The sequence below is a fragment of the Paraburkholderia sacchari genome (genome assembly GCF_000785435.2).
Taxonomy (GTDB): Bacteria; Pseudomonadota; Gammaproteobacteria; order Burkholderiales; family Burkholderiaceae; genus Paraburkholderia; species Paraburkholderia sacchari.
Window position 1 is genome coordinate 882,903 of the sequence record NZ_JTDB02000001.1, and the last position, 25,073, is coordinate 907,975.

The 25,073-nt window shown below is 63.4% G+C and carries 22 protein-coding genes and 1 pseudogene; 6 read left to right on the plus strand and 17 right to left on the minus strand.

Features of this window, described 5'->3' with window-relative positions:
• Positions 1 to 25 precede the first annotated feature (25 nt).
• Together NH14_RS04060 and NH14_RS04065 are read right to left on the minus strand one after the other, a co-directional pair.
• Positions 26 to 1,684 carry an NRAMP family divalent metal transporter gene (locus tag NH14_RS04060; protein ID WP_035521335.1) on the minus strand — a complete coding sequence of 553 codons (1,659 nt, stop codon included), beginning with the start codon at positions 1,682 to 1,684 and terminating at the stop codon, positions 26 to 28.
• A 49-nt stretch (positions 1,685 to 1,733) separates the two neighbouring features.
• Positions 1,734 to 1,874: a hypothetical protein gene (locus NH14_RS04065; RefSeq protein WP_167556468.1), complete on the minus strand. Its 141-nt coding sequence runs from the start codon at positions 1,872 to 1,874 to the stop codon at positions 1,734 to 1,736.
• An 806-nt stretch (positions 1,875 to 2,680) separates the two neighbouring features.
• On the opposite strand from NH14_RS04065, the gene NH14_RS04070 reads away from it, so the two are divergent.
• Complete coding sequence (locus NH14_RS04070) at positions 2,681 to 3,841, plus strand: porin (protein WP_035521333.1); 1,161 nt, start codon at positions 2,681 to 2,683, stop codon at positions 3,839 to 3,841.
• A gap of 115 nt (positions 3,842 to 3,956) precedes the next feature.
• Here the strand turns inward: NH14_RS04070 and catC are convergent, their stop codons facing one another.
• From catC to NH14_RS04100, 6 genes are all read right to left on the minus strand, one after another.
• Positions 3,957 to 4,241 (minus strand): muconolactone Delta-isomerase, encoded by a 285-nt coding sequence (gene catC / locus NH14_RS04075; protein WP_035521331.1) that lies wholly within the window; start codon positions 4,239 to 4,241, stop codon positions 3,957 to 3,959.
• 49 nt (positions 4,242 to 4,290) lie between these two features.
• Positions 4,291 to 5,619: a short-chain fatty acid transporter gene (locus NH14_RS04080; RefSeq protein WP_035521329.1), complete on the minus strand. Its 1,329-nt coding sequence runs from the start codon at positions 5,617 to 5,619 to the stop codon at positions 4,291 to 4,293.
• A 75-nt stretch (positions 5,620 to 5,694) separates the two neighbouring features.
• Complete coding sequence (locus NH14_RS04085) at positions 5,695 to 6,711, minus strand: 3-hydroxyacyl-CoA dehydrogenase (protein ID WP_152617041.1); 1,017 nt, start codon at positions 6,709 to 6,711, stop codon at positions 5,695 to 5,697.
• The gene (locus NH14_RS04090) at positions 6,711 to 7,412 is read right to left on the minus strand and encodes an SDR family oxidoreductase (RefSeq protein ID WP_035521327.1); all 702 of its coding nucleotides are present in this window, start codon (positions 7,410 to 7,412) and stop codon (positions 6,711 to 6,713) included. Before NH14_RS04090 ends, NH14_RS04085 begins: the two co-directional genes overlap by 1 nt.
• A gap of 43 nt (positions 7,413 to 7,455) precedes the next feature.
• Positions 7,456 to 8,508 (minus strand): cyclase family protein, encoded by a 1,053-nt coding sequence (locus NH14_RS04095; RefSeq protein WP_035521324.1) that lies wholly within the window; start codon positions 8,506 to 8,508, stop codon positions 7,456 to 7,458.
• A 61-nt stretch (positions 8,509 to 8,569) separates the two neighbouring features.
• On the minus strand, positions 8,570 to 9,313 hold the full coding sequence (locus NH14_RS04100) for an IclR family transcriptional regulator (RefSeq protein ID WP_035521322.1): 744 nt from the start codon (positions 9,311 to 9,313) through the stop codon (positions 8,570 to 8,572).
• Positions 9,314 to 9,637: 324 nt separating this feature from the next.
• Here NH14_RS04100 and NH14_RS04105 point away from each other — a divergent pair, with 324 nt between their 5' ends.
• Entirely contained in the window at positions 9,638 to 10,960 is a 1,323-nt protein-coding gene (locus NH14_RS04105; RefSeq protein WP_035521829.1) for an MFS transporter, read from the plus strand.
• A 28-nt stretch (positions 10,961 to 10,988) separates the two neighbouring features.
• Here the strand turns inward: NH14_RS04105 and NH14_RS04110 are convergent, their stop codons facing one another.
• Positions 10,989 to 11,990, minus strand: coding sequence for a LysR family transcriptional regulator (locus NH14_RS04110; RefSeq protein WP_202031567.1), 1,002 nt, complete (start codon positions 11,988 to 11,990; stop codon positions 10,989 to 10,991).
• 103 nt (positions 11,991 to 12,093) lie between these two features.
• Here NH14_RS04110 and NH14_RS04115 point away from each other — a divergent pair, with 103 nt between their 5' ends.
• The gene (locus NH14_RS04115; RefSeq protein WP_035521317.1) at positions 12,094 to 14,379 is read left to right on the plus strand and encodes an NADP-dependent malic enzyme; all 2,286 of its coding nucleotides are present in this window, start codon (positions 12,094 to 12,096) and stop codon (positions 14,377 to 14,379) included.
• A 108-nt stretch (positions 14,380 to 14,487) separates the two neighbouring features.
• On the opposite strand, the gene NH14_RS04120 is transcribed toward NH14_RS04115, so the two are convergent.
• Entirely contained in the window at positions 14,488 to 15,279 is a 792-nt protein-coding gene (locus NH14_RS04120) for a hypothetical protein (RefSeq protein WP_035521315.1), read from the minus strand.
• Positions 15,280 to 15,683: 404 nt separating this feature from the next.
• On the opposite strand from NH14_RS04120, the gene NH14_RS04125 reads away from it, so the two are divergent.
• Entirely contained in the window at positions 15,684 to 16,346 is a 663-nt protein-coding gene (locus tag NH14_RS04125; RefSeq protein WP_052147740.1) for a collagen-like triple helix repeat-containing protein, read from the plus strand.
• A 153-nt stretch (positions 16,347 to 16,499) separates the two neighbouring features.
• Here the strand turns inward: NH14_RS04125 and NH14_RS04130 are convergent, their stop codons facing one another.
• Positions 16,500 to 16,937: a hypothetical protein gene (locus NH14_RS04130; RefSeq protein WP_035521313.1), complete on the minus strand. Its 438-nt coding sequence runs from the start codon at positions 16,935 to 16,937 to the stop codon at positions 16,500 to 16,502.
• A gap of 314 nt (positions 16,938 to 17,251) precedes the next feature.
• On the opposite strand from NH14_RS04130, the gene NH14_RS04135 reads away from it, so the two are divergent.
• Positions 17,252 to 18,133, plus strand: a complete 882-nt coding sequence (locus NH14_RS04135; RefSeq protein ID WP_152617040.1) for an alpha/beta hydrolase — start codon at positions 17,252 to 17,254, stop codon at positions 18,131 to 18,133.
• A 27-nt stretch (positions 18,134 to 18,160) separates the two neighbouring features.
• Here NH14_RS04135 and NH14_RS04140 read toward each other — a convergent pair.
• The 4 genes and pseudogenes from NH14_RS04140 to NH14_RS04150 form a co-directional block, all read right to left on the minus strand.
• Positions 18,161 to 18,417: pseudogene (locus tag NH14_RS04140) on the minus strand (M20/M25/M40 family metallo-hydrolase); the annotation flags it as partial.
• A gap of 72 nt (positions 18,418 to 18,489) precedes the next feature.
• Positions 18,490 to 19,284, minus strand: a complete 795-nt coding sequence (locus NH14_RS04145; RefSeq protein ID WP_035521311.1) for an SDR family NAD(P)-dependent oxidoreductase — start codon at positions 19,282 to 19,284, stop codon at positions 18,490 to 18,492.
• Between the two features lie 123 nt (positions 19,285 to 19,407).
• The gene (locus NH14_RS33830; protein WP_269151809.1) at positions 19,408 to 19,539 is read right to left on the minus strand and encodes a hypothetical protein; all 132 of its coding nucleotides are present in this window, start codon (positions 19,537 to 19,539) and stop codon (positions 19,408 to 19,410) included.
• A gap of 21 nt (positions 19,540 to 19,560) precedes the next feature.
• The gene (locus NH14_RS04150; RefSeq protein WP_035521309.1) at positions 19,561 to 19,911 is read right to left on the minus strand and encodes a response regulator; all 351 of its coding nucleotides are present in this window, start codon (positions 19,909 to 19,911) and stop codon (positions 19,561 to 19,563) included.
• A 1,069-nt stretch (positions 19,912 to 20,980) separates the two neighbouring features.
• On the opposite strand from NH14_RS04150, the gene cqsA reads away from it, so the two are divergent.
• Positions 20,981 to 22,279, plus strand: a complete 1,299-nt coding sequence (cqsA, locus tag NH14_RS04155) for an alpha-hydroxyketone-type quorum-sensing autoinducer synthase (protein WP_052147739.1) — start codon at positions 20,981 to 20,983, stop codon at positions 22,277 to 22,279.
• Between the two features lie 79 nt (positions 22,280 to 22,358).
• Here cqsA and NH14_RS04160 read toward each other — a convergent pair whose 3' ends face one another.
• Both NH14_RS04160 and NH14_RS04165 read right to left on the minus strand, forming a co-directional pair.
• Positions 22,359 to 23,396 (minus strand): response regulator, encoded by a 1,038-nt coding sequence (locus NH14_RS04160; protein WP_035521307.1) that lies wholly within the window; start codon positions 23,394 to 23,396, stop codon positions 22,359 to 22,361.
• Positions 23,393 to 24,763 (minus strand): sensor histidine kinase, encoded by a 1,371-nt coding sequence (locus NH14_RS04165; RefSeq protein WP_237179506.1) that lies wholly within the window; start codon positions 24,761 to 24,763, stop codon positions 23,393 to 23,395. Before NH14_RS04165 ends, NH14_RS04160 begins: the two co-directional genes overlap by 4 nt.
• Positions 24,764 to 25,073 lie beyond the last annotated feature (310 nt).

The window sequence follows — 25,073 nt, forward strand, 5'->3', positions numbered from 1 at the left end:
GCTATTCAGGCGGCCACCTTGGCGCTCAGTGCATCAGCATCATTTGCACGACCTTCACAATCACCAGAATCACCGCGATAAGCAGATAACCGCGCAGCACGCCCATCCACACGCGCTTGGCGAGCGTGAGGTTAGGCGGCGGTAATTCGGCGAGCGGCGGCATGCGCCACATATCGCGCGCGCCCGCGGGCCAGCTTTGGGCCGCGGCTGGGCTTTCGCCGCGCAGCCAGCGCCACGCAAGCACGACGGCATGACCGGCCACGGCAAGCAGCGTGCCGGCCGCGAGGATGTCGATGATCGTTTCGCCGCTCATGTCGGGATACATGACCGAAGCGGTGAGGATGATCGACAGCATCACCAGCACCCAGACGACCGCGCCCGTGAACAGATTGAGCGCCTTCGAATTGACCCACGGGCCGAGCACCGCACGGTCGTTGCACAACAGCAGCAGAAACACGGTGGCGCTCGGCAGCAGCACGCCCGCGAGGGTTTGCACAGCTTCTGTCAGGAGGCCCAACGGGCTGCCCGGAATCAGCACGATGGCGGCAGCGGCGGCCACGATGCCGAAATAGACCAGATAAAAGCCCTTCGCGTCGGATACGCCGCGATGCAGCGAGTGGCGGATCTTGAACACGTCGCCGATTGCGTATGCCGTCGAAAGCGACACCGCCGCCGCGCCGATAATGGCCGCATCGAACAGCGCGATCGCGAACAGCACGGCCGAGGTGTGCCCCGCATACTTTTCGAGGCCGGCGATCACGCCGCCCGCGTCGGTGAAGCCGCCGACCTCGGGCTTGCCGGCAAATAGCTGCGAGCAGAACGCGATCATGGCCACGGCGCCAATCAGCACGAAGAAGATGCCGATCCACAAATCGGCTTTTTCGTACTTCATGAAGCGCGGCGTGATGCGCTTGTCGATCACGTAGCTTTGCTGGAAGAACAATTGCCACGGCGCTACGGTAGTGCCGACGATGCCGATTACGAGCAGCATCACATCCGAAAGCTTCGAATGGGCCGGCCAGCCAGGGATAAAGAAGTCGCGCGCCATCTGCCCGACGGGTGGATGAATCGTCACGAGCACGGGCACGAGCAGCAGACTCAACACACACAGCACGACGGCGAATCGCTCGAAGCGTCTGAAGTCACCCGTGCTGACCGCCGCCATGGTTAGAGCCGCGGCAATACACACGCCCATGATCTTCGGGATGCCGAAGAAATCGAGCACGAACGTAATGCCGATGAACTCGGTCACGATCGTGAGCGCATTGAGGATGAACAGGTCGATCACGCTGAAGGCGCCCCAGAACTTGCCGAAGCGCTCGAAGATCAGGCGTGCATGGCCCACACCGGTGACCGCGCCAAGGCGCAGCACCATTTCCTGGTTCACGTAGAGCACGGGAACGAGCAGCAGCAGCGTCCAGAGCAGGGTGGTGCCGTAATTCTGGCCGGCTTGCGTATAGGTGCCGAAGGCGCCCGCATCGTTGTCGCCCACCATCACGATGAGGCCGGGCCCGAGGATGGCAAGCAGCGTGCGCAGGCGCGCCCACCACCCCGAGCGCGGGGCCAGGTCGTAGTGGGAGATGGTGCCGAGCGCACCTTTGATGTCGCCGAGGTGGGCCTCGTCGAGCACCGCGCTGCGTGGCGGCGATACGTTCGCCTGGGTGAAGTTGGTCGGAGTGGACATGGCGTTCTCGTCTTTTGAGTTGTCTGGGTAAATGGCGAGGGCGTGCCGTTTACGAGCGGAGATGCTTGAGGCGTTGCCAGAGGCGCGCGATCAGGCTCGGCGCGGGTTCGTGCAGCGCGAGCAGGCTGGTGTAATGGCTGCGCGCCAGTTCGATTCGAGGCAGGCTGGAAAGCAGGAGTGCGAATGACATGGTGTTGCTCCGGGCGTCTGGCTCGACGCGTTCGGCGAAAAGCCAGCAGGCCCGGCGGGCCATGCGCGCGGAGCGCAGGGCGGCGGAGGTCTACTCGCTTTCCGTGTTCAGAAATAGAAAATTCAAAATGGTCGGACGTATGGGATGACTGTCACTATCCGGCATGGCGGCTCCTTCATGCGTGAGGCGCGTACGAGCGCCGTTGCGAGCGCAGGCTCGCAACGTCTGCCGTGCGGACGCGCGAAAGCGCTGCCCATACGGCGCTAAATTTTGGGGTGCACGGGGAGTATTGCTGCGGCGCGCACCGTCTGCCTGCGGGCAGGACGGCGGCTGTGAAAGGGGAGCGCGGACGTCCTGCCGGTCAGGCAGCGAAACAATTCGAAGATCGACAACTGCTGGTGTCCAAGGCGTTAGCCCCTTTTGTGACGATTTTCAAATTCTAGGTAGCGGACCTGCGGCGCGTCAACACGTTTTTCGAGGCGGAGCAAAAAGGCATCGTGCTGTACAGGTAACTGAAAGAAAGGGAGTCGAATTCCACAATAATCTGATTCACCGATTCGATCGTAACGTCGCGCGATTGCCACACGGCCATGACGCGCCGATGACAGTGCGATTATCAAATTTTCCTTATTGCACAGGGTTTTAAGCACGGAAATTCCGATATTTCCATATTTCGCAATTGACTGTTCCAGCGTGAGGGCGCGCCATTGCCCGGATATGCGCACTTAAACTTCGCTCCGGGATTGACGGAGTGGTTCCAGTACCCGGGCCACTTCAGCTCGGTCTGAATGTCACAAAGGAAAGTCATGAAGCACACTTTGATTATTGCGGGCGTCCTGAGCGCATTCGCAGTTTCGGCTCACGCACAAAGCAGCGTTACGCTGTACGGCGCACTGGACGCGGGTATCGTCTATGCGAACAACGCAGGCGGCCACGCCGCCTGGAATCAGGGCAGCGGCGCGCTGTCCGATACGTACTTCGGCCTGAAGGGCAGTGAGGACCTGGGCGGCGGCTTGCATGCCATCTTCAGGTTGGAAAACGGCTTTAACCTGAACAACGGCCGCGACACGGAAGCCGGCACGATGTTCAACCGCCAGGCCTATGTCGGTCTGCAAAGCGACCAGTACGGCGCACTGACGCTGGGCCGCCAGTACGATTCGATGGTCGATTATCTGTCGCCGCTTTCGGAAGCCGGCTCGGGCTACGGCAACAACATGGCCGCTCACCCGTTCGATAACGACAACCTCGATCACTCGTTCTCGATCAAGAACTCGGTCAAGTATTCGAGCGCCAACTACGCAGGCTTCAAGTTCGGCGGACTGTATGGCTTCAGCAACGACGCGGGCCAGTTCGCGAACAACCGCGCATGGAGCCTTGGCGCATCGTACGGTAATGGCCCGCTGAATTTCGCGGCGGCTTACCTGCAGATGAACAACTCGCGCACGAACAGCAACGCGAATGGCGCGAACTCGGCGGGCGCTGGCAATAACTTCAACCTGGCGGCGGAAACGCAGCGCACCTTTGGTGCTGGCCTGAACTACACGTATGGCCCGGCGACGGTGGGCTTCGTGTGGACCCACACGCAATACCAGGGCTTGATGTCGGGCGGCCAGGGCGGCAATACGCAAATCGTGTTCACGCAACCGAACACGGGCCTGCGCCTTGACAACTTCGAACTGAACGGCCGCTATGCGCTGACGCCGGCACTGAGCCTCGACGCCTCGTACACCTACACGGACGGCAAGCTCACGAGCAACGTGGGTTCGGCCGATCCGAAGTGGCACACGGTTTCGCTGCAGGCCGACTACTCGCTCTCGAAGCGCACCGACGTTTATGTCGAAGGCGTCTATCAACACGCTTCGGGCCAGCTGAACGGCGTTTCGAACGTTGCCATGATCAACACGCTGTCGCCGTCGACCACGCCGAACCAGGTCGCCGCAACGGTGGGTCTGCGTCACCGCTTCTAATCGAAGCCTGATCGTCCGGTTATCCGATCGGACATTCGGCCCGCTGTGCGAAATGCGCTCATGAGGTGCATTTCGCCAGCGGGCCGTGTGTATTTCCCGGGCTGGCTGCGCCGGTTCAATTCGGCGCGATGGCCGAGGGATGCTGGGCCAGCGGCGTGACCGCGATTTTCATGAACGGGAAGAGCGGCAGCGCGGCAAGCAGCGTGTGCAGTTCGTCGTTCGACTCCACGTCGAAAACGCTGTAGTTCGCGTACTCGCCCGCGACGCGCCATAAGTGACGCCACTTGCCTTCGCGTTGCAGCCTTTGCGAGAACGCTTTCTCTTCTGCCTTCAATGCATCGACGCAGGCGGCGTCGGTGCCATGCGGAATTTGCACCTGCATATGCACTAGATAGAGCACGTTCGGTCTCCGGTTAATAGTGAGTGTGGGTTTTAAAGCGTTGCCGGGATTAGCCCCAAATGAGAATCGCCACCGAATAGACGATGCCGATCCAGAACATCATGATGACCGTATAGCCCATGATGTCCTTGAGCTTGAGCCGCGAGAGCGCGAGCGCCGGCAGAATCCAGAACGGCTGCACGAGATCGTTCCAGGCGTTGCCGAGCATCACGGCAACGGAGGTGTGGCCCACGGATGCGCCAATCGTCTTGGCGGCCTCGATCATGAACGGGCCCTGGATGACCCAGTGGCCGCCGCCCGAGGGCGCGAAGAAGTTTATGACGAACGAGCTGACCAAGCCCCAGAACGGCAGCGTGGCAGGCGTGGCAACCTTGACGAAGGCCGCGGAAAGCGTCTCGACGAGTCCCGAGGACGCCATGATCGCCATGATGCCCGCATAGAACGGATATTGAAGAATGATGCCGCTGATCGTGCGAATGCCTTCATTGAGTTTCTCGACGTAGCGGATGGGCGTGCCCAGCAGCAGAATGCCGAGGAACAGAATAAAGAAGTTGATGAGATTCAGGTCGATCGAGCCGCCCTTGACGAAGTGCAGCGCCACATAACCCATGCCGATTGCGCCGATCACGAGGCTCAACAAGCGGCTGTTGTTCAAGCGATGGGCGAGCGTGCCGCTTTCTTCGGTGTCGAGCACGGGAGCGGCGGCCTTGGGTGCCGCGTCGAGCGCTCGGTCGATCTCCTTCACCGGTTGGCCCGCTTTCGGATGCAGCCACGCGTTCAGGAGCGGCAGAGTCACGATGGTCACGAGGCTCGTGATCAGCATGGTGGGGGAGAAAATCGTTTCGGAGAGCGGAACGATGCCCATCTGCGCTTCGAGCGGATGGCCCTTGGTCGAAATCAGCACGGGAATGCTGGCGGAAAGTCCGAGGCCATAGAGCGTGAAGCCGCTGTATGCCGACGCGATGATGAGCGGATAGTGCACGCCCTTCACGCGCAGCGCGAGCTTGCGCGCGACAATGCCGCCCACCACGAGGCCGAAGCCCCAGTTGAGCCAGCTACCGATGCCGCCCACCAGCGTGGCCACGATAATCGCCGTGCGCGGCGAGTTCACGTGCGAAACGAGGCGGTCGAGAAACCGGTCGGTGAGCGGCGCAGTGGCGAGCACGTAGCCCATTGCGAGAATCACGGCCATTTGCGTCGTGAAGGCGAGCAGCGCCCAGAAGCCTTTGCCCCAACTCGTGGTGAGCGCGCTGATGGCCTGGCCTTGCACGGTTACGGCCAGCACCATCGTGAGCAAGGTGAGGCCGATCGCAAAGACAAAGGGATCGGGCAAGTACCGGCGCATCAGCTCGGTGAAAAACGCGGTGATTCGTTGCATGGGTCTGTCTCTTCTCAGTCGTAATAGTCGTGTGGTCTCTCTTGCGGCGACGTCGCGCTTGCGCGAGCGTTCGCTTCAATCTTCGTTGGGCGGCGCGCTTTTGCGATGTTTAGCGAGCCGCATGAGCTGGCGGTCGCGCCACGCCACGCGCGCCTCCCATTGATCGAGCGGCAGCGCCGCGCGGCGCGCGGCTTCCACTTGCGCGACGAGCTCGGGCGTCCACGGGTCGTGCTGGCCGCGCTCGGCGCCCATCTGCTCATAGGACGGCCCCATCTTCAGCGCATGCGAAGCGATGCCGCCGCGCGTGTTCAGGTCGACGGTCTCGAACGGGCCGATCACGGACCAGCGCGGCGCGAGTCCTTCGCGCACCACCGTGTCGATGTCGTCGACCGAGGCCACGCCGTCGCGCACGAGGCAATACGCTTCGCGCAGCAGCGCGCCTTGCAGCCGGTTGAAGATGAAGCCGGTCACTTCCTTCTTCACGTGCACGGGCAGCAGGCCCGCTTCGGTGTAGAGCGCGTTGGCGCGCGCGATGGCGGCCGGCGACGTGAACGGCGCAGGCACGATCTCCACCACGGGCACGAGATAAGGCGGATTGCCGGGATGCGCCACGAGGCAGCGCGCATGGCCCGGCAAAGTTTCATCGACGAATTTCGACGCCGCGAGAAACGACGAGGCGCTTGCAAGAATCGCATGCGCTGGCGCGGCGCGATCGATCTGGGCGAAGAGTTCGCGCTTGAGCTCGGCGCGCTCCGGCGCGCATTCCTGCACGAGATCGGCGTTGGCGGCCGCGGCTTCCAGCGTGGCGACCACTTCCACGCGCGCGGCGATCAGCGCTGCGCTTTCGTCGATCAGCTCCGGGCCCGGGCCGGTCCGCGCGAGGTCCGCGAGACGCGCGGCGAGTTCGGCGGGCGCTGCCGCGCGTCGCGCTGCGTCGGGGTCGAAGAGGCGCACGCCCCAGCCCGCGCGTGCGAACTGAAGCGCGAACGCCACGCCGATGCTGCCCACGCCGACGATGCCCGCGCGCCGCGCGCCGGGGACCGTTGTAGTCGTGCCGCTATGTGCTTCAAGTTGGCCGGCGGGTTGCATCATCAGACTCCCGCGACGCCGACCGTCATGCCGCCGCATACATAGAGCACCTGGCCCGTGACGAAGCCGCTGCGCGCGTCGAGCAGATACGACGCGGCGTGCGCGATGTCGTCGGGCGTGCCCACGCGCTTCACCGGCACCGCGTTGACGATGGCTTGCGTGCGCGGCGCGCCAGGCGGGTTGGCGCGATCGAACAGCTCGGTGCGGATCGGGCCCGGTCCGATGGCGTTGGCGGTAATGCCGAAAGCGCCCAGCTCCAGCGCCCAGACGCGCGTCATGCCGATGAGCGCTGCCTTGGTGGCCGAATACGCGGTGCGCAATTCCTTGCCGAGCGCCGCGCGCGAGGACATGTTCACGATGCGCCCGAAGCCCGCGGCTTTCATGCCCGGCAGCAGCGCCTGCATGCACTGCTGTGCGCAGCGCACATTGAGCGCCCACGCTTGTTCGAGCTCTTCGAGCGTCTGGTGTTCGGCGTCCGCCGGGACCACGATGCCCACGTTGTTGATGAGGCGCGTGATGGGTCCGTCCGCAAGCGCGCGCGACAGCGCGTGCGCCGTGGCCTCGACGTCGGAGAGGTCGGCGATGATGCCGTCGCCCACGCGGTCGATCACGACCGCTTCGTAGCCGTCTGCCTCGCAGCGGGCTGCACAGGCGGCGCCAATGCCGGCGGCGCCGCCGGTGATCAAAACTCGTTTTTTAGCCATGTCGGGAATACGAATCGAGATAGTTTTGGATTGCTGATTGAATTCAAACGGTGGCGACCGGCGTGACCGGCGAGCCCATCGCGCCCGGTAGCCGCAGCGGCGGCGCGGTGAGCATGAAGCGCGAGCGCTGGTGCTCGCGCAGCCATTCGGCGAGATCGCGCAAATACCAAAGCTCGCCGAGCGGCAGGCCCAGCTTGAAGAGACAGTGGTGATGCAGCGGCATGAGCGGGTGCTCGCCAGCCGTAGCGGGCTCGCGCGCGGGGTAGCGCTCGACCGCGTAGTTGTCGGCGGCGAGCGCGGCAATGCCCGAGTCGGTGATCCACTGCAACAGGCGTGCGTCGCGGCCGTCTAGCGCGCTGCAATGGCTCGCGAGCACGGCTTCGTCGGGCTGGCGGTTCATCTCCAGCACCATTTCGGCGAAGCCGGTGCGCAGCACGAGCATGTCGCCGCGCTCGACTTCGATCCGGTCGGCCTGCATCACGCGCATGAGATCGTCGTAGCCGACCGTGCGGCATTCGCGTCCGAAATGCGCGGCCAGATCGATCAGCACGCCACGGCCTTGCATGCCCTTCACCGCGAGATTTTCGATGCCGAGCATATCGGCGTGACTGTGCTCGCCGCCGCAGGCGTGCGGCGCGAAGCCGTTTTCCGCGCGGTATTGCATTGGGCCGACGATGTCCCGGTTCGCGCGGTAGCCGTTGTAATAGACGCTTTCGGCCACGCCGTCACCATCGGCGTCGAAACGCGCGCCCACGTGCGCGAGCGCATCCCATTGCGTCGAATACTGTAGCGAGAGCAGCACCTGGTCGTCGCTCACGACATCGGTGGCGCCGGGCTGGTTGCGCGCGAACGGGAAGTTCACATAGGGCAGGCCGTCGCGGAAGGTCGGCCGCAGCACGGGCGGATGGCGGCGCACATTGAGCTTGCTCTCGCCGGGAAAGTCGAGCGGCAGCGAGAGCGTGAAGCTGAGCCCCGCCTGAATTTCGCGCGCGCCCTTGAGCACTTGCTCAGCGCCAATGAGATTGGGGCGGCCCAACTGATCGTCGGGGCCGAAGTCGCCCCAGTTCGAGCCTTCCGGCCGGTTCTTCCAACGCATGTTCTGTTCCTCTCCGTCCCTGCTGGACGGTTGCGCCATGGCTGTCGCCGGCGCCGGGCCCTCAGGCGGCCAGCAGCGACGGCGGGATTTGCGCGAATACCTCGAGCAGCGCCTGCACCGCGTGCTGCTCATTGCTCAGGAGGCGCGCCTTGGGCGCGCCGATGACGAGCGCGAACGCTTCGCCGTGAATCAGAAAACCGCGCGCGAGACCGGCCACGTCTTCGATGCTTTCGCCGGTCGAGCGATGCCAGCCGTCCGCCACGCCTTGCTCGATCTCGCGCTCGAAGGTTGCGCGATCAACGAACGAACCGCCGGGCGCTATCGTCAACGGCTCGCAACTGTCGAGCAGCTTGCGCCGCGGCGCGGGCGCAAGCGCCCCGAGCAGCGCCTTGCCGGCCGCGCTCGTGACCGACATGAAGCCGCCCGGTTCGTCGCTGTAGCGGATCTTCTGGCGCGACTCCACCACCTCGAGATAGACGACGCGGTTGCCCGCGAGCGTGGCGAGCGCGGCGGTCTCGCCGGTGGTGTCGCGCAGCGTGGCGAGCAGCGGCTGGAACATCAGCGTCAGCGGGTCTTCGCTGCAGATGTCGCGCGCGACATGCAAGAGGCGCTGCGTGGGGTAATAGCCGGCCTTCACGCCCGGAGCGTAGAGATAGCCCTTGGCCACCATCGTCTGCAATAGCGCGTGGCAGCTCGATAGCGGGATCTCGGTTCGACGCGCAATCTCGCTGTAGATCATCGGTTGCCGGACTTCGGCAAAGAGGTTGATCACGTCGAAGACGCGCACTGCAGTTTTCACATCCATGACAGCATTATCGGCATATCGATAATATGCTGACAATATGATTACGGGTAAACACCTAAATCGCGCGACTTGCGGCCCAGCCTGGGGACGACGCGGATTCGGGTTATCCCTTGGTTGACGCTATAAAGCGAGCGCTTCATAGTCCGCACCGCTCGGCGGCTGTTCGATAAATGAAAGGTTGTTCGTTAATCGAACGTCAATCGAACATTGATGATGCGCCTGCCACCTGCCTCGAAGCGGCGTGTTTCGCATCGGAAAGGCCCCGGGTTCGGCGCGTTTCGCATCAGAAACGCGGCGGCTGAAATCGATTTCTGGAGACGTAACGTGGCAGCTTCCTCTCTCGACAACCCGCATCACCAGGCCCGCAAGGCCGGCATCGCCTCGTTCGTCGGCACGACGATCGAGTGGTACGACTTCTACGCATACAGCACGGCGGCGGCGCTCGTGCTCGGCAAGCTGTTTTTCCCGTCGAGCTCGCCGATGGTCGGCACGCTCGCGGCATTCGCTTCGTTCTGGGTGGGCTTTCTCGCGCGCCCGATCGGCGGCATCGTGTTCGGTCACCTTGGCGACAAAGTGGGCCGCAAGAAGACCCTCATCATCACGCTCATGCTGATGGGCTTTTGCACCACGGCCATGGGCTTTTTGCCCACTTATGCGCAGGCGGGCGTGGCCGCGCCGGTGCTGCTCATCTTCCTGCGGCTGCTGCAGGGCATTGCAATGGGCGGAGAGTGGGGCGGCGCGGTGGTGCTTTCATCCGAGCACGCGCCCAAGGGCAAGGAGATTCTCTATTCGGCCTTCGCGCAACAGGGCTCGCCCGCGGGCAACCTGCTCGCGACGGTCGCATTTCTCGTGATCTCGATGCTGCCTGACCATCAGTTCATGACGTGGGGCTGGCGCGTGCCGTTCCTGATGTCGGCGCTGCTGGTGGTGGTGGGCATGTTCATCCGCATGAGCGTGGACGAATCGCCGGCCATGAAGGAGCTGCAGGCGAAGAACAAGGTGGTGAAACTGCCGATTGGCGAAGTGCTGCGCCACCACAAGTCGCTCGTGGCGATGGGCGTGGGTGCGTGCGTGATCGCGCTTTCGGCCACTTACTTCAAGACCACGTTCGCGCTGTCGTGGGCCGTGACCTCGATTGGGTTCGACCGCACGCAATTCCTGAGTGTCATCACGTTCGCGATCGTCGTGCAATTGATCGTGCAGCCGTTCGGCGCGGTGCTCGCCACGAAGCTCGATCTCAGGAAGGCGATTATCTACATGCTGGTGCCCGAGATCGTGGCGCTGCCGATCATGTTCATGCTGATCGCCACAGGCTCGACCAAGCTCGCGATGTTCGGCATGGCGCTGGCGTCGATTCCGCATTCGCTCTACTACGCGGCCATGGCCGGCATGCTCGCGAAGGCCTTCCCGGCGCAGGTGCGCTACACGGGCATCTCGCTCTCGTACCAGATCTGCGGCATGGTGTTCGCGGGCACGACGCCGATCCTCGGCCAGTTCCTGCTGGGCGCCACGGGAAGCATACTTTCGGTGGTCGCGCTCGGCGTCGTGCACGTGATCATCACGCTGGTGTGCGCACTGATGCTGGTGTCGCGCATGCACAGCCAGGAAGCGATGCCCGAGCGCAGCGCGGTGGCGCAGCGGGTTTGACGGTGAAGGGCGGGGCGCAAGGCGCACCTCACCGCCGCCCCGCCTCCACCTCCAGATAAAGCTCGCGCAACGCCTGCCCGAACACGGTATCCACCTCGCGCTGCACGCCCGCGCGCGTGAACAGCGCGATGGGCGGCAGCGTCCAGTCGAAGGTGTACGGCACGATCGCCACGCCCGCGATATGCACGAGTTCCTCGGCAATATCGGCGGGCACGATCGACACCGCGTTCTCGTTTGTCGCGATCATTTCGCCGATCAGCCGCGACGTGTAGCTCTCCATGATCGGCACCGGCGGCGCCACGCCCGCGTGCAGGAAGAGGTCGGAGATCTGCTCGCGCATGGGCGTGTTCGGCGCGCCCAAAATCCATTCGAGTTCCGCGAGTTTCTGCCAGCTCGACTTGCTGCGCCCGAGCCGCGCGGCGAGTCGCCGGCTCGCAATCAAGCGCGGCGTCTGCTGATACAGCACGTCGAAGCGCACCTGGTTGACATCGGCGGTGGACGACGCGCGCCCGATCACGAGGTCGAGCGTATGGTCGCGCAGGCGCGGCAGCAGCGTGTCGGTCGTGCCTTCGTGGATCGTCATGGTCACGCGCTGCGGCAGGCGCGACTGCGCGAGCCGGATGGCCGCGGCAAGCGTGCGCCCCGAAATGAACGGAATCACGCCCACATGCATGCGCGTGGCATGGCCCGCATGCACCGCTTCGATGTCGCGCGCGAGGTGGTCGAGGTCGTGCAGCATGGCCTGCGCGCGGGCCAGCACGACATTGCCTAGCGCCGTGGGCGTCATGCCGCGCGGCGAGCGATCGAACAGCGGCGCCCCGAACAGGCTCTCCATCTCGGCCAGCGCGTTGGTTACCGCCGGCTGGCTGGTGGCCATGTGCTCGGCCACCCGCGTGAGCGAGCCGTGCTGGCGGATCTGCAGCAGCAGCACCAGATGGCGCATTTTCAGGCGCGCGTTCAGGCGCCTCGTGACTTCTTCGGTACTGAATGACACGGCCTGGGGGGTATCAGGAAAAAATAATGGCCCCATACTAAATCAAAATGGGGCCGTTATGCCGGCTCTCTAGAATGCCCTCATTCGAACACAACCGGCGCGCCGCCATGGCGACCGGCACCATCTTGGAGTGAGGAACATGAACAAGACCGAACGTCAGGCCGCCCTCGAGTACCACGAATTCCCCACCCCGGGCAAGATTTCGGTCACGGCCAGCAAGCCGCTGGTCACCCAGCGCGATCTCGCGCTCGCCTATACGCCGGGCGTGGCTGTCGCCTGTGAGGAGATCGTCGAGAATCCGCAGAACTCGTTCCGCTACACGGCGCGCGGCAATCTGGTGGGCGTGATCACGAACGGCACGGCCGTGCTGGGCCTCGGCAATATCGGCGCGCTCGCTTCCAAGCCGGTCATGGAAGGCAAGGCGGTGCTGTTCAAGAAGTTCGCCGGCATCGACGTGTTCGACATCGAAGTCACCGAAAGCGATCCGGACAAGCTCGTGGACATCGTCGCGAGCCTCGAAGCGACCTTCGGCGGCATCAATCTGGAAGACATCAAGGCGCCGGACTGCTTCACGGTCGAGCGCAAGCTGCGCGAGCGCATGAAGATTCCGGTCTTCCACGACGATCAGCACGGCACCGCCATCACCGTTTCGGCCGCGTTTCTGAACGGCCTGAAAGTGGTGGGCAAGGATATTTCGAAGGTCAAGGTCGTGGCCTCGGGCGCAGGCGCGGCGGCGCTTGCATGTCTGGACCTGATGGTGGATCTGGGCCTGCCGCTCAAGAACATCTGGGTGACCGACCTCGCGGGCGTGGTTTATCAGGGCCGCACCGAGCTGATGGATCCGGACAAGGAGCGCTTCGCGCAGGACACGTCCGCGCGCTCGCTGGCCGAAGTGATCGAAGGCGCCGACGTGTTCCTCGGCCTCTCCGCCGGCGGCGTGCTCAAGCCGGAAATGGTCAAGAAGATGGCGGACCAGCCGTTCATTCTCGCGCTTGCCAACCCCACGCCGGAAATCTTCCCCGAAGTCGCGCTCGAAGCGCGTCCGGACGCGGTGATCGCCACGGGCCGCTCGGACTTCCCGAACCAGGTCAACAACGTTCTGTGCTTCCCGTACATTTTCCGCGGCGCACTCGATGTGGGCGCAACGACCATCACGCGCAACATGGAAATCGCGGCGGTGCACGCGATCGCGAAGCTCGCCGAAGAAGAAGTCAATGATTCGGTGGCCGCGGCCTACGGCGCTTACGATCTGCGCTTCGGTCCGACCTATCTGATTCCGCGCCCGTTCGACTCGCGCCTCATCGTGCGTATCGCGCCGGCGGTGGCGAAGGCCGCAATGGAAGACGGCGTGGCGACGCGTCCGATCGACGACTTCGGCGCCTACACAAACGAGCTCCAGCAGTTCGTGTACCACTCGGGCGCGTTCATGAAGCCGATCTTCGCGGCGGCCAAGCAGTTCGTGCGCGATGGCGCGAAGGCGCGCATCGTGTTCGCGGAAGGCGAAGAAGAGCGCGTGCTGCGTGCGGTGCAGGTGATCGTCGACGAGAAGCTCGCGCGTCCGATCCTGATTGGCCGCCCCGAAGTGCTGCTGGCGCGCATCGAGAAGTTCGGCCTGCGCCTGAAGCTCGGCGAAGACGTGGAAGTGACCAATCCTGAGTACGACGAACGTTTCCACCAGTACTGGACCACGTATTGGGAACTGCGTTGCCGCGACGGCATTTCGAAGGAGATGGCGCGCGTGGAAATGCGCCGCCGCCTCACGCTGATCGGCGCGATGATGGTGCGCCTGGGCGACGCGGACGGCATGATCTGCGGTACGGTGGGCGCGTATCACGATCACCTGCGCTTCGTCGACGAAGCGATCGGCATGCGCCGCGGCGCGAAGACCTACGCGGCGATGAACATCCTGCTGCTCGACAAGCGCACGGTCGCCATCGTGGACACGCACGTGAACGACAATCCGAACGCCGAGCAGATTGCCGAGTTCACGCTCGCGGCGGCGCGCCAGATGGAATGGCTCAATCTCGCACCGAAGGTCGCGCTGCTCTCGCGCTCGAACTTCGGCTCGGGCAGCTCGGCATCGGGTGCGAAGATGCGCGAAGTGCTCAAGCTCGTGACCGAGCAGAACCCCGATCTGGAAGTGGACGGCGAGATGCACGGCGACTGCGCGCTCGACGAAGCGCTGCGCCAGCGCATCCTCCCGCATTCGAAGCTCAAGGGCGCGGCGAACCTGCTGGTGTGCCCGAACGTGGACTCGGGGAACATCGCGTACAACCTGCTCAAGACCGGTGCGGGCAGCAATGTGGCGGTGGGGCCGTTCCTGCTCGGCGTGAATGCGCCGGTGAACGTGCTCACGTCGAGCTCGACGGTGCGACGCATCATCAATATGACGGCGTTGACGGTGCTTCAGGCCAATCGCGACTGAAGTGCGACTGCCCCGCGACTGAACAGGCGCAATCGATGAAGAAAGGCAGTGGTCCGCAAGGGCTACTGCCTTTTTTGCTTTGGCGAGGATTGTGTCGCACGGACCGGTTCACAGACCTCGGGGCGGGGTGATCAAGCCCATCGCGTAGCGCCGGTAGATCCAGCCCGAACCGGCGCCGGAGATGCTCAACGCGGCTACCAGAACCAGAATCTGCGCGAACTGGATCATAGGGCCGTGTCGGCCGTCGCGAAAGGCGTGAGCGATTAACGCGGCGATTCCCATGACCAGGACAGCGGCAACGCATACCGTCAGGGCGATCGTGAGCCAGGTGCCGATGATGGTCATGGCATGCCCGTGAGTGTCGCGCCAGGCGGCGCGCCAGCTTAGCGGCCGGCCGCTCGCGACGTGACTCGACAGGAGGCATAGCCTCACATTCACCCAGATTGCGGCTATCGCCATGGCGCAAGCGCTTGTCATGGCCAGCGCACGCACGTGCCCGGGCATGCCAATGAAACGCGATGCTATTGCAACGAGCATGGCGCAGGCCACTATCGCGACGATCATTGCCGCCGTCAGACCATAGGTGAGCCCCAAATAGCGCCAGTAGTCCCGGCCAGCAAATGCGTCGATGGCGCCGGCTTCATTGCCGAGTACGACGTAGCGCATCGCCTGCACGACAACGGCATTCGTGAGCAGGAGCTTTACCAGCCACAATGCGCCGATCATTAGCATCACCTGCCTCGAATGCGGTGCGGGAAGGTCGCCCAGCGAGACCTGAATGAAGCGAGTGAAAAAAATCGCAGTGGTGCATACAGCAATGAATAGCGGCCGCTGCAGCGCCATGTTCCACGCATCGCGCCATGCCCCGGCGACGCATTCCCCGAAAGAAATTGTCTGCATTCCAGACTCCTGCGCCGTTTCGACGGCGTTCGCTTAACGTTTTATCGATGTACGTTCGCGATGCTTTGAGTCGTTCTTCGTCCATGCATCGGTAGTGTCGGGATATTGCATGTCTGCCACGAGGGGCGACTGTTCATTAGCGCGCATTGGCTGCCGCAAATCCGGCCATTTCTTTTGCGTCGAGCCTCTGCCGCGTTACGCGTTTTCGTCGTAACAATGCGATTGCGCGCTACGTTACGTCTCGCATTAGCGTTCGTCGCAAGATGTTCTCAAACGCTTTATCGCGCGTCGCGGGAAAGCGCGAGCGCCTTATTCGCGGTGGCCGCCGCGTAATTTGAAGGGACTCTCGAATATGCCGAGTTGAAACAGGCATTACTGTTGCATTGCCATGTCCCGCAACCCGCTTGTCCCAAGGGCTCGGGAAACTCGGCGCCACGTCGAACCCGGTGGGCGTCACCCTGCAGAGCGTCGCTCCCACGGTGGTCCGGGCCGGCAACGCAGTCACCGGTGCCGTCAACCTCGTGACGAGTCTGGGCAAGAGCGGACCGCTCGCGCCGCTCTCGGCCGTGACCACGCCGGCGGGCGCCATCGTCGTTGAGCTCGGCAGCGCTGTGACGCAAGCGGGCGCGGCTAGCGGCTCCGTGCTCGCCAGCACAGCGGCGCAGCAGGTCACGCTATCGCTCAGCACGGCGGTCACGCCGATCACATCGACGCTCGCGGGCACGATCCAAACGGTTTGGACTGCCACAGGTCTCGGCGCGCCGGTCAACAACCTGTTGACCACGGCGGGCGGCGCATTGAACCAGACCGGCAAGGCGATTGGCGCGACGGGAAGCAATCCGGTGACAACGGGGCTGGGCGGCGTGGTTTCGTCGACGGGCGCCACGGTTGCCACGGTTGCCACTGCGGGCAGCTTGCTTGCGAGCGGTTCGGGTGCCAATCGGACAAATCCGGCGAGTCCGGTTGCGCCGCTCACGGGGCTGCTGCGGGACATGGTGTTGGTAATGGCGCTGGTAATGGCGCGAGCGCAAGCACGGATGCCACGGCGAATCCGCTCGGCGTGGTGACGTCGCTGGCCGGTGGTCTGCTGGGAGGTGTCGCGAAGAAGTAACGCGTGTGAGGCGGTGGGAGTATTCAGGCTCGCATGAGCCGCGAGCCGTTCAAGCCGACCGGGGGATTAACCCTCTGATTCCAATGACGGGATTAATCCCCCTCCGGGCTTAATCCCAATGATGATGCTTGCCGTGATGATGGTGGCCGCCGCCGTAGCGGTAATCGTTGGAATAGGAGTTCGAGCGCGAGATGTTGCCGCCGAGCGCTGCCCCGGCGCCGCCGCCCAACGCCGCGCCAACGAGGCCGCCTCCGCGCCCGCCCATGGCGTTGCCCGCTGCCGTGCCCGCACCGCCGCCCAGCGCGCCGCCGATGATGGCGCCCGTGCGCTCGCGGCGGTTCGACGTGACTGCGCCGCCTGCGCCGCCGCCCACCGCGCCGCCGATCACGGAGCCCGTGGGACCGCCCACCGCGCCGCCGATTGCCGCGCCGGCCAGGCCGCCGAGCCCGCCGCCCAGCGCGTTGTTCATGTCGCCAGCCGTGGCGGGCAACGAAACCGCAGCGGCCAGCGCCGCAATCGCAACCATCGGGATGAATTTTTTCGACATGGATAACCCACTTGTTTTAAGACGGTGCTGAGTATAGCGATCAACATGAAAGGCCTCTGTAACAAACGTGGGTTCGCGGGGTAAGACGTGTAACAAAAATAATCCCGGCTTTCGTAACGCAGCGACAGGGCATTGCGCGCATCGAAATAATCAGGCTGAAACTGAGGCCGGTATTGCTCAGATGAAAGCGCTGAAATTAGCGTCGTTGTGAATGGAGTTGTAGGGTTCACAGAAATATGGCTGTAAGTGACCGCTGCTAGAGTCGTCTCAGGCGTCGTGCCTTCCGTGGCAGTCCGAACCAGATCGACCACTTCATGCATACAGCCCGCGCGTTTCGGCCCTTCAAGTCTCTCGCGCTACTTCTGGCCTCGCTTTTCGCGCTGGGCCTGAGCGCGTCCGGCTGGGCCTTCCAGACGAGAATCGTCTCGATCCCCAGCGCGGCGATGAATCGCGCATTCGGCGCCACCGTGGTGCTGCCCGACGACTACGCGCGCGGCAGCGGCGCGGCGCGCTATCCGGTGATTTATGTGCTGCACGGCTCGGGCGGCAATCACGCGGACTGGACCTCGAATACGCATATCGGCAAGCTGGCGGACCGCTATCACGTGATTCTCGTGATGCCCGACGGCGGCCGTGAAAGCTGGTACATCGACAGCCCGTTCGATCCCGCGAGCCGCTACGAAACCTATGTGGGCACCGAGGTGGTGTCGTATATCGACGCGCATTTCCGCACGCTCGCCGCGCGCGAGACGCGTGCGATCACGGGGCTGAGCATGGGCGGTTTCGGCGCGCTGCGCATCGCGCTCGATCATCGCGAGACATTTGGCGCGGCCGGCAGCATCAGCGGCGCGGTCGACCCGCGCAACTGCGAGGACGAGCCCGGCATCGACCGCGTATTCGGCAATCCCGCGCGCCACGCCGACTTCTGGACCCGCAATGCCATCGTGGAGGATGCGGGCGGTTTCGAGCATGCGCATATCGCGCTCACGATCGATTGCGGCGTGAGCGATTATTTCGTGCAATCGAACCGCGTGCTTCACGACAAGCTGATTGCGCTAGGCGTGCCGCACGATTACGCCGAGCGCCCTGGTGGACATACGTGGCCGTATTGGTCGAATGCCATCCGTTATCAGGTTTTGTTTTTCGCTACGTCGTTCCGGCATAACGGATGGCACCCGCCCGCGCGGCAAGTCTGATGCCGATTCGGCTCACGCTTCAGCGAGCAAGGCGAGCACGATTTGCGAGGCGATGACGATGGGGCCCGCGCCCATGTGCGGGTGCGCCGCGTGCGTGCCACTTGATATGGATAACGAAATTATCATCGCATCGCCATGATGCCGCCCGCGCGCGTGGCGAAGGTGCCGGCGTGCATTCCGGGCATATTGTGCGCGCCGAAAATCGCGTCTACAGGAAAGCGCTCGAACAGGCCGTTCGCCATCATCGATTTCGCGCCACGGCCATGCTCTTCGGCGGGCTGGAAATGCCGCTCATGCCTCTTGCACCGCTCGCATTGGACGAGGGCGAGGGCTGAGCGGCTGTTGCAGGATCGATATCAGGCGATGGTGTCGACCACGCCGCCGTCCACGCGCAGGGCCGCACCGGTGGTGGCGGAGGCCTGCTGCGAACATGCGTAAACCACCATGTTCGCTACTTCGTCCACGCTCGCAGCGCGGCGGATGATGGACGAGGCGCGGTGCTGCTGCACGAAAGCCGCCGCGACTTCCTCGATGGATTGGCCCGTTTTCGCGACTTCGTCCTTGAGCATCGCTGCCACGCCTTCCGAAAGTGTCGGGCCGGGCAGTACCGAATTCACCGTTACGCCGGTGCCGGCGAGCCGCTTTGCGAGGCCGCGCGCCACGGCGATCTGGGCGGTCTTGGTCATGCCGTAGTGGATCATGTCGGCGGGAATATTCAGGCCCGACTCCGACGAAATGAATACAATGCGCCCCCAACCCTGCTTGACCATGGCGCCCGCGTAAGCGCGCGAGAGCCGCACGCCCGACATCACGTTGGTTTCGAAAAAGCGCAGCCATTCGCTGTCGGGAATCTCGAAGAAGTCTTCCTGCGCGAAAACGCCGAGATTGTTCACGAGAATGTCCACCCGCGGATGCGCTTTCACGAGCGCCTCGCAGCCCGCGTCGTTCGAGAGGTCGCCGACGAAACCCTGCACCTGCGCGCCCGGCACGGCTTTGCGCACTGCCGCTTCGGCGTCCCGCACGTTGTCCTCGTGACGGCTGCTCACAATCACGCTGGCGCCGGCGTCAGCAAGCCCCTTTGCCGTGGCGAGTCCGATGCCCGCCGCCGATCCGGTGATTAGCGCGAGCTTTCCTGACAAATCGATTTTCATCGTTGCTCCTGTCTCATGCAAAGGGTGGGTGAAACGCGCCGCGTCGACACACGGGGCGATGACCGGCGTGAAGGAACCGGCAGTGTACTGCGGGCATGGGTTGCTCGCTTGCGCGCATGCCGGTCAGCGCGCGATGCCCATTTCGGGGTCGCTGATGCTGTCCTTGCAGGTTTCCCTTCGCCCAGCGAAGCGGCGCAGGCCGGGCAGGGCGCCGGGATAGAGGTCGAACGAGCGGTTTTCCTGCCTGAAGATCACGATATGCCACGTTGGCCGTATTCAGGGCATGGCGACGCGATGCAGGATGTCGAGCAACTGCGCGACGGCGAAAGGCTTGCGCAGGAAGCCCACCAGATCCGCATCGGCGGGCGGCGAGACGAGCGCGGAGACGAGCACCATCGGCACGCGTGCAAGCTTGCGGTTGCGGCGCATTTCCCGCATCAATGCGATGCCGTCCATATGCGGCATCATACAATCGGAAATCACGACATCGGGCGGATCGGCGAGCGCGGTCTTGAGCGCATCCGTCCCATCCCCGGCAGTCTTGACCCGATATCCATCCTGACCGACTAGCTCCTTGAGCGCGTTCAGTGCATTGATGTCGTCGTCGACGAGTAATACGGTAGCCATACTTCGTTTGCCTGTGCAACGCGCACTTGCTGGTGTTGGCACGGCGCTCACGCCGTGCGCCCGTGTTTTCGCGGTCCTCCGCCCCCTGCACCGCCCGGGCAGGCGTACTCCGACGCTTGCCCCTGCATTGGTCAAGAGCTTGATCGCGCATTTCCCGTGCCCAGCAGTGCCGGTGGCTTTGGCCTCGAACCGGGGCAGGTGCCTTGGAGCCGCTTGAACGACCTATCACCAGGATCGCAGTTGGCGTTCCTGGAGCGATTCACAGCAAAACACTTTCGAGCCGTGACGTTTCCTTTCTTCGTGCCCGCCGGATTTAATTCGTCACCGTGTCTCATTTACCGGGGATTATGCGTATTGAATATCTGGAAAATATTTCCTTGAGATAGGTCGCACATTCGCGGTCATTTCGGCATGCATAACGCGCCACGATGCAATTCGGATAAGCCACATCGATGTTTTTAAAGGATAATCACTCCCAGAAGGGAGGCGTTCATATTCCGTTCATTGCACCGGCCCAGCGCCGCTGTGCGCGCGCCGCGGGAAATAGACACGGCTTTCTTCGGGCAGGCGTTTCTTCCTTGGTAACCAGTGGCGATCACGCCAGGCGGGAAATGTGCGGATGTCGAGGCGCCCGCTCACGGCGCCGTGCGCCTTCATCCGCCTTCGAATCCGCTGCCCCTTTTGCACGGGCAAGCACATGGCAGACGCATCGATACGGGGTCGTGCCGCCGGGTTCGCATCGCAAGACGCGGGTAACCCGACGCGCGTTCGCGCCGTCTGCGCGTTGCCCCTTGTTTTGCCCCTTGCCGTACACCTTGTTTTGCCCGTGGCATTGCCTCTCGCCTTGCCCCGCGCCTTGCACCGCGTGCCGGGCATGTCCTGCGCGCGCTCGCCAGGCTTCGATCCACCCGTATTCGTAATCGCATTCATAGGTCCGCTAACGGAATTCCCATGCCGCTTTGCGCATGGCTTTCCGGCACGGGCCAACCATCGGTCAGCCGCCCCGGGATTTCCGGGGGGAAATCGCTTTTCAGACCGGGCGGCTGCCATTAACCATAGGGAGTCCGAGATGAAAGTTGGCAATAACAATTGGCGGAATGCACAAAACAACGACGCCGCACTGCCGGCCTTTCTGGCCGCACGCGTCGACCGCTATTACACGGAGCGCGTGCAGCAGAGTTGGGCGGGAGGTCACATCATGAAGGGACGCGTTCCGGATGCCGACGCTTTACATCTTTCGAGCAACGACTATTTGTCGATTGCCCGTCACCCCGAGATTCTCGATGCCATGTGCATGAGCATCCGCTCCGAAGGAAACGGCCTGCTGATGTCGGGTGTGTTCCTGCATGGAGACGATTGCCCGCAATTGAATCTCGAACACCGTTTCGCGCGCTTCATGGGCGCCGAGGCGAGCGTGCTGTGCCAGTCGGGGTTCGCGGCCAATACGGGGCTGATCCAGTCGATCGCGAACGCACAGACGCCCGTGTATGTGGACATGATGGCGCACATGTCGCTCTGGGAAGGCATCCGCGCCGCCGGGGCCAAGGCCATCAGCTTTTTCCACAACGACGTCGAGCATCTCGAACAACGCATCCAGCGCTACGGGCCGGGCATCGTGATCGTCGATTCGGTGTACAGCACGAATGGCAGCGTCTGCCCGCTGCAGGCGTTTGCGGAGGTGTGCGCCGAGCACGATTGCGTGTTCGTGGTGGACGAGTCGCATTCGCTCGGCACGCACGGTCCGCATGGCGCGGGGCTGGTGGCGGAACTGGGTCTCACCGACCGCGTGCACTTTCGCACCGCGAGCCTCGCGAAGGCGTTTGCGGGCCGCGCGGGCATCATCAGTTGTTCGCGGCGCTTCCAGGAGTATTTCAAGTGCGAGGCCTTGCCGGCGATCTTCAGCTCGACGCTGCTGCCGCACGAAACCTCGGGCCTCGCGGCCACGCTCGACGTGATCGAGCGCGACGACTGGCGCCGCACGCGGGTGGCGGCGAATGCGCGCTATTTGCGCATGAGCCTCGCGGAGCTTGGCTACAACCTCAACGGCAGCGAAACGCAGATCATCGCTCTCGAGGCCGGGCCGGAGCCGCAAACCATCGCGCTGCGCGATGCGCTCGAAGCGCGCGGCATTTTCGGGTCGGTGTTCTGTGCGCCCGCTACGGCGCAGAATCGCTCGCTCGTGCGCCTGTCAATCAACGCGATGCTCAGCGAACCGGAGCTCGAACGGATTGTGGAGGTCTGCGAAGCAATCCGCGACGAAGTGCAAATGTGGAACTGGCCCTCGACGCGCCGCCTCATGGAGCGCGGCGCCACGCGCATGCGCGTGCGTCAACCGCGCGCGCTTGCCGACCTGCAGGTGGCGGCGTGACGACGGCGTGAGCCTTGCATGAAAGTGGCGCGAGGGCGAGGAGCAAGCGGCGTGCGCGATTCAGCGCGATTCAGTACATTCAGCGCGAATCCCACGCCGCCTGGACTTCACGGTCGAGCTGATGCAGCCAGGTGTCGTAGGGCAGCACGTTGTCGAGTGAGAGTCCTGCGGGCTGCTTGACGACGGCGTAGATATAGCGGCGCTCGCCCACGAATTCGGATGCCGGATGCATATACGGCTGCCATTGCTCGCATTGCGCCGGATAGTAGCCTTCGGTGCGCCAGAAATAGGGCAGGCTGCGATGGCTGTCGAGCTCGGCGTGAAACGACGCGGGCGCGCCTTGCTCGACCGCGATTTCCTGGACGCCGCGCAGCGTCTCATCGGTGTGGATGATGAGCAGGTAGGCGGTGCCCTGCGCATCGAGCATGAGCAGGCCGTGCGGCTGATATGAGAGATAGCGTTCGACAATGCCGAGCGATTCGCAGATGCCCTGCACATGCTCGGCGAGCGCGCGATCGTTGAGAAACGCATACTCGGAAACGGCGAGCGCGTCGAGCACCGAGCCGCTGGCCTTGTCGAAATACGCGGCCTGCATGTCGTGAATCGCCTGATTCAGGGTTTCTACTGCTTCGATTTCGTGCTTGCGGATGAAACGGTCGATCAGCCCTTCGTTGAAGCTCTTCACGGCCACATGCTCGTCGGCCTTGCCGGTGAGCACGATTTTCTTGAGCGCAGGATTGGCGAGGCGGCGGCAGAACTCGATGCCGTTGAGCTCGGGCATGTCGTAGTCGACCACCACGACCGAGACCGATTCGAAGCGCTCCGGCCGGTGCACGAGCGAGCGAATGGCGTCCACGCGCATGGCAATGACCTGATGCGCATCGTTTTCTTCGGTGCGGTCGAGATAGGGGCTGAAAATGGGCGAGGCGGGCCGGTCCTGTGCCGCGCGCACGTTCAGGAATTTCAGGGCTTCGTTGGGTGAGCTGAACAGCCGGAACGCGAGTTCGGGATCGAGCTGCAGGCTCAGATTCGACAGAAACGCCGCGCTGTCGTCGACGAACGCGGCGGTGGTCGGCCAGAAAAACGGCTGAATGGCTTTTGGAGTGGCTTTCGTCATGGCGCTGGGAATGTCAAAACAAACTCGGTGTACTTGCCTTTCACCGAAGAGCAGGCAATTGCTCCCCCCATCGCTTGCATGACATCGTGGCAAAAAGCCAGCCCGATTCCTGCTCCGAGCGACACGTCATCGGTGGTGGTGGATGAAGTATAAAAGCGGGTAAAGATGTGCGGCAAGACTTCAGGCGAAATACCGGAGCCGGTGTCGCTGAAAATCAGGCGATGCGCACGGTTCTCGCGATTGGCCGGTTCGAGCCGGATCGAAATATGCGCGCCTTCGATGCTGCCCATGTGCCGAAACGCATTTTTCAGCAGATTGAACAGCACGTGCACGGTGAGCATTTCAGAACCGATGAATTCGAAATCGGGGCGCAAATTGCAATGCACGCGCGCACGGTCGCCTTCACGAAATGGATAGCGCGCAAGCGCGGTTTCCACGCAATGCGCAATCGAGCACGTTGTTGCGTTTTGCATGTTCGTGCCCGAGAAGCGCGCGGTGGCGAGCAGCATGTCGATGATCGCGTTCGAATGGAGCGCCTCCTGCTCGATGCGGCTCACCACGCCCTGCATCGAATACAGATGCGCAGTGCGTATTTTCGGCACCGGCAGCCGGTTGCGCTGGGCAAGCGCATAGGTGTCGAGCAGGGCGGGCAAGTAGCGCATGAGGCCGGCTGCACCCACGCGAATCGCAACGAGCGGCGTGCGCAGTTCATGCGCGACGCTGCCCGCCGTGGCCAGCATGGCGCGCTCCTGTTCGATCTGGATGCGGTCCTGGTCGTAGTTCGCCAACGCGCCGATGGCCACCGCGAACGAGAAAATCGCAAGGTGGGTCAGATAGATGGAATCGAGGGCGATGGGGTCGGTGGTGAGCACATAGGCAAGCAGCGCGAGCCCGATGCCCACGAGAAACTGCAGCACCAGCATGAGCCAGTCGAGCAGCAGCACCATGACGAACGCGGCGATCAGCGCGCTTTCGACCCAGACCTCATTGCCATTGTTCTTGAGCAGCATGAAGGTGAAGAAGAACGGCAGCGCATAGAGCGTGGCGATGTACCAGTACCACGGCAGCAGTTTTTTGAGGGAGGCGGGCCAGCGCTCGAATGCGAGGATCGGCACGAACAGCGCGGAGCCAATCACGCGCAGCGTGAGATTTTCATAAGGCTGCGGAAAGAGGTCCTTCCAGACATAGTAGTAAAGCGGAAAGCCAATGGCCGCGATCACGGCGAGCGGCCGCATGCGGCGCTTCACATACTGGAGGTTGCGCATGGCGGGCGCGAATGCCCGCACCATGCGCGGCTTGAGCGCCGCCCATCCGCGGCGCGCGCGCATCGTGATTCTCGATACGTTCATCAGGGTGGAATCGCTCATTGTTCGATGCCGGATTGACCGCCGGCCTTGACTGCGCATGTGTCTCCAGGCTCATGCAGGCCCTGCTGCGAAGCGGTCCCAGGGCATGCACGTTGCGACTTCCGTAGCTAGTAAAGACAATACCATCAATGGGCTGCGCCGACGCGGCCGGCAGGGGGGCAATCATCACATGCGGCCGAGCGGGGGCGGCGCGAATGAGGTGTGGGAGCGAGGTGTGGGAGCGAGGTGTGGGAGCGAGGTGTGGGAGCGAACCGGGCGATGATCTTGGCGCGCGCCGCGCGGGCGGCGCGCCGGGAACAATGGCGGGGCG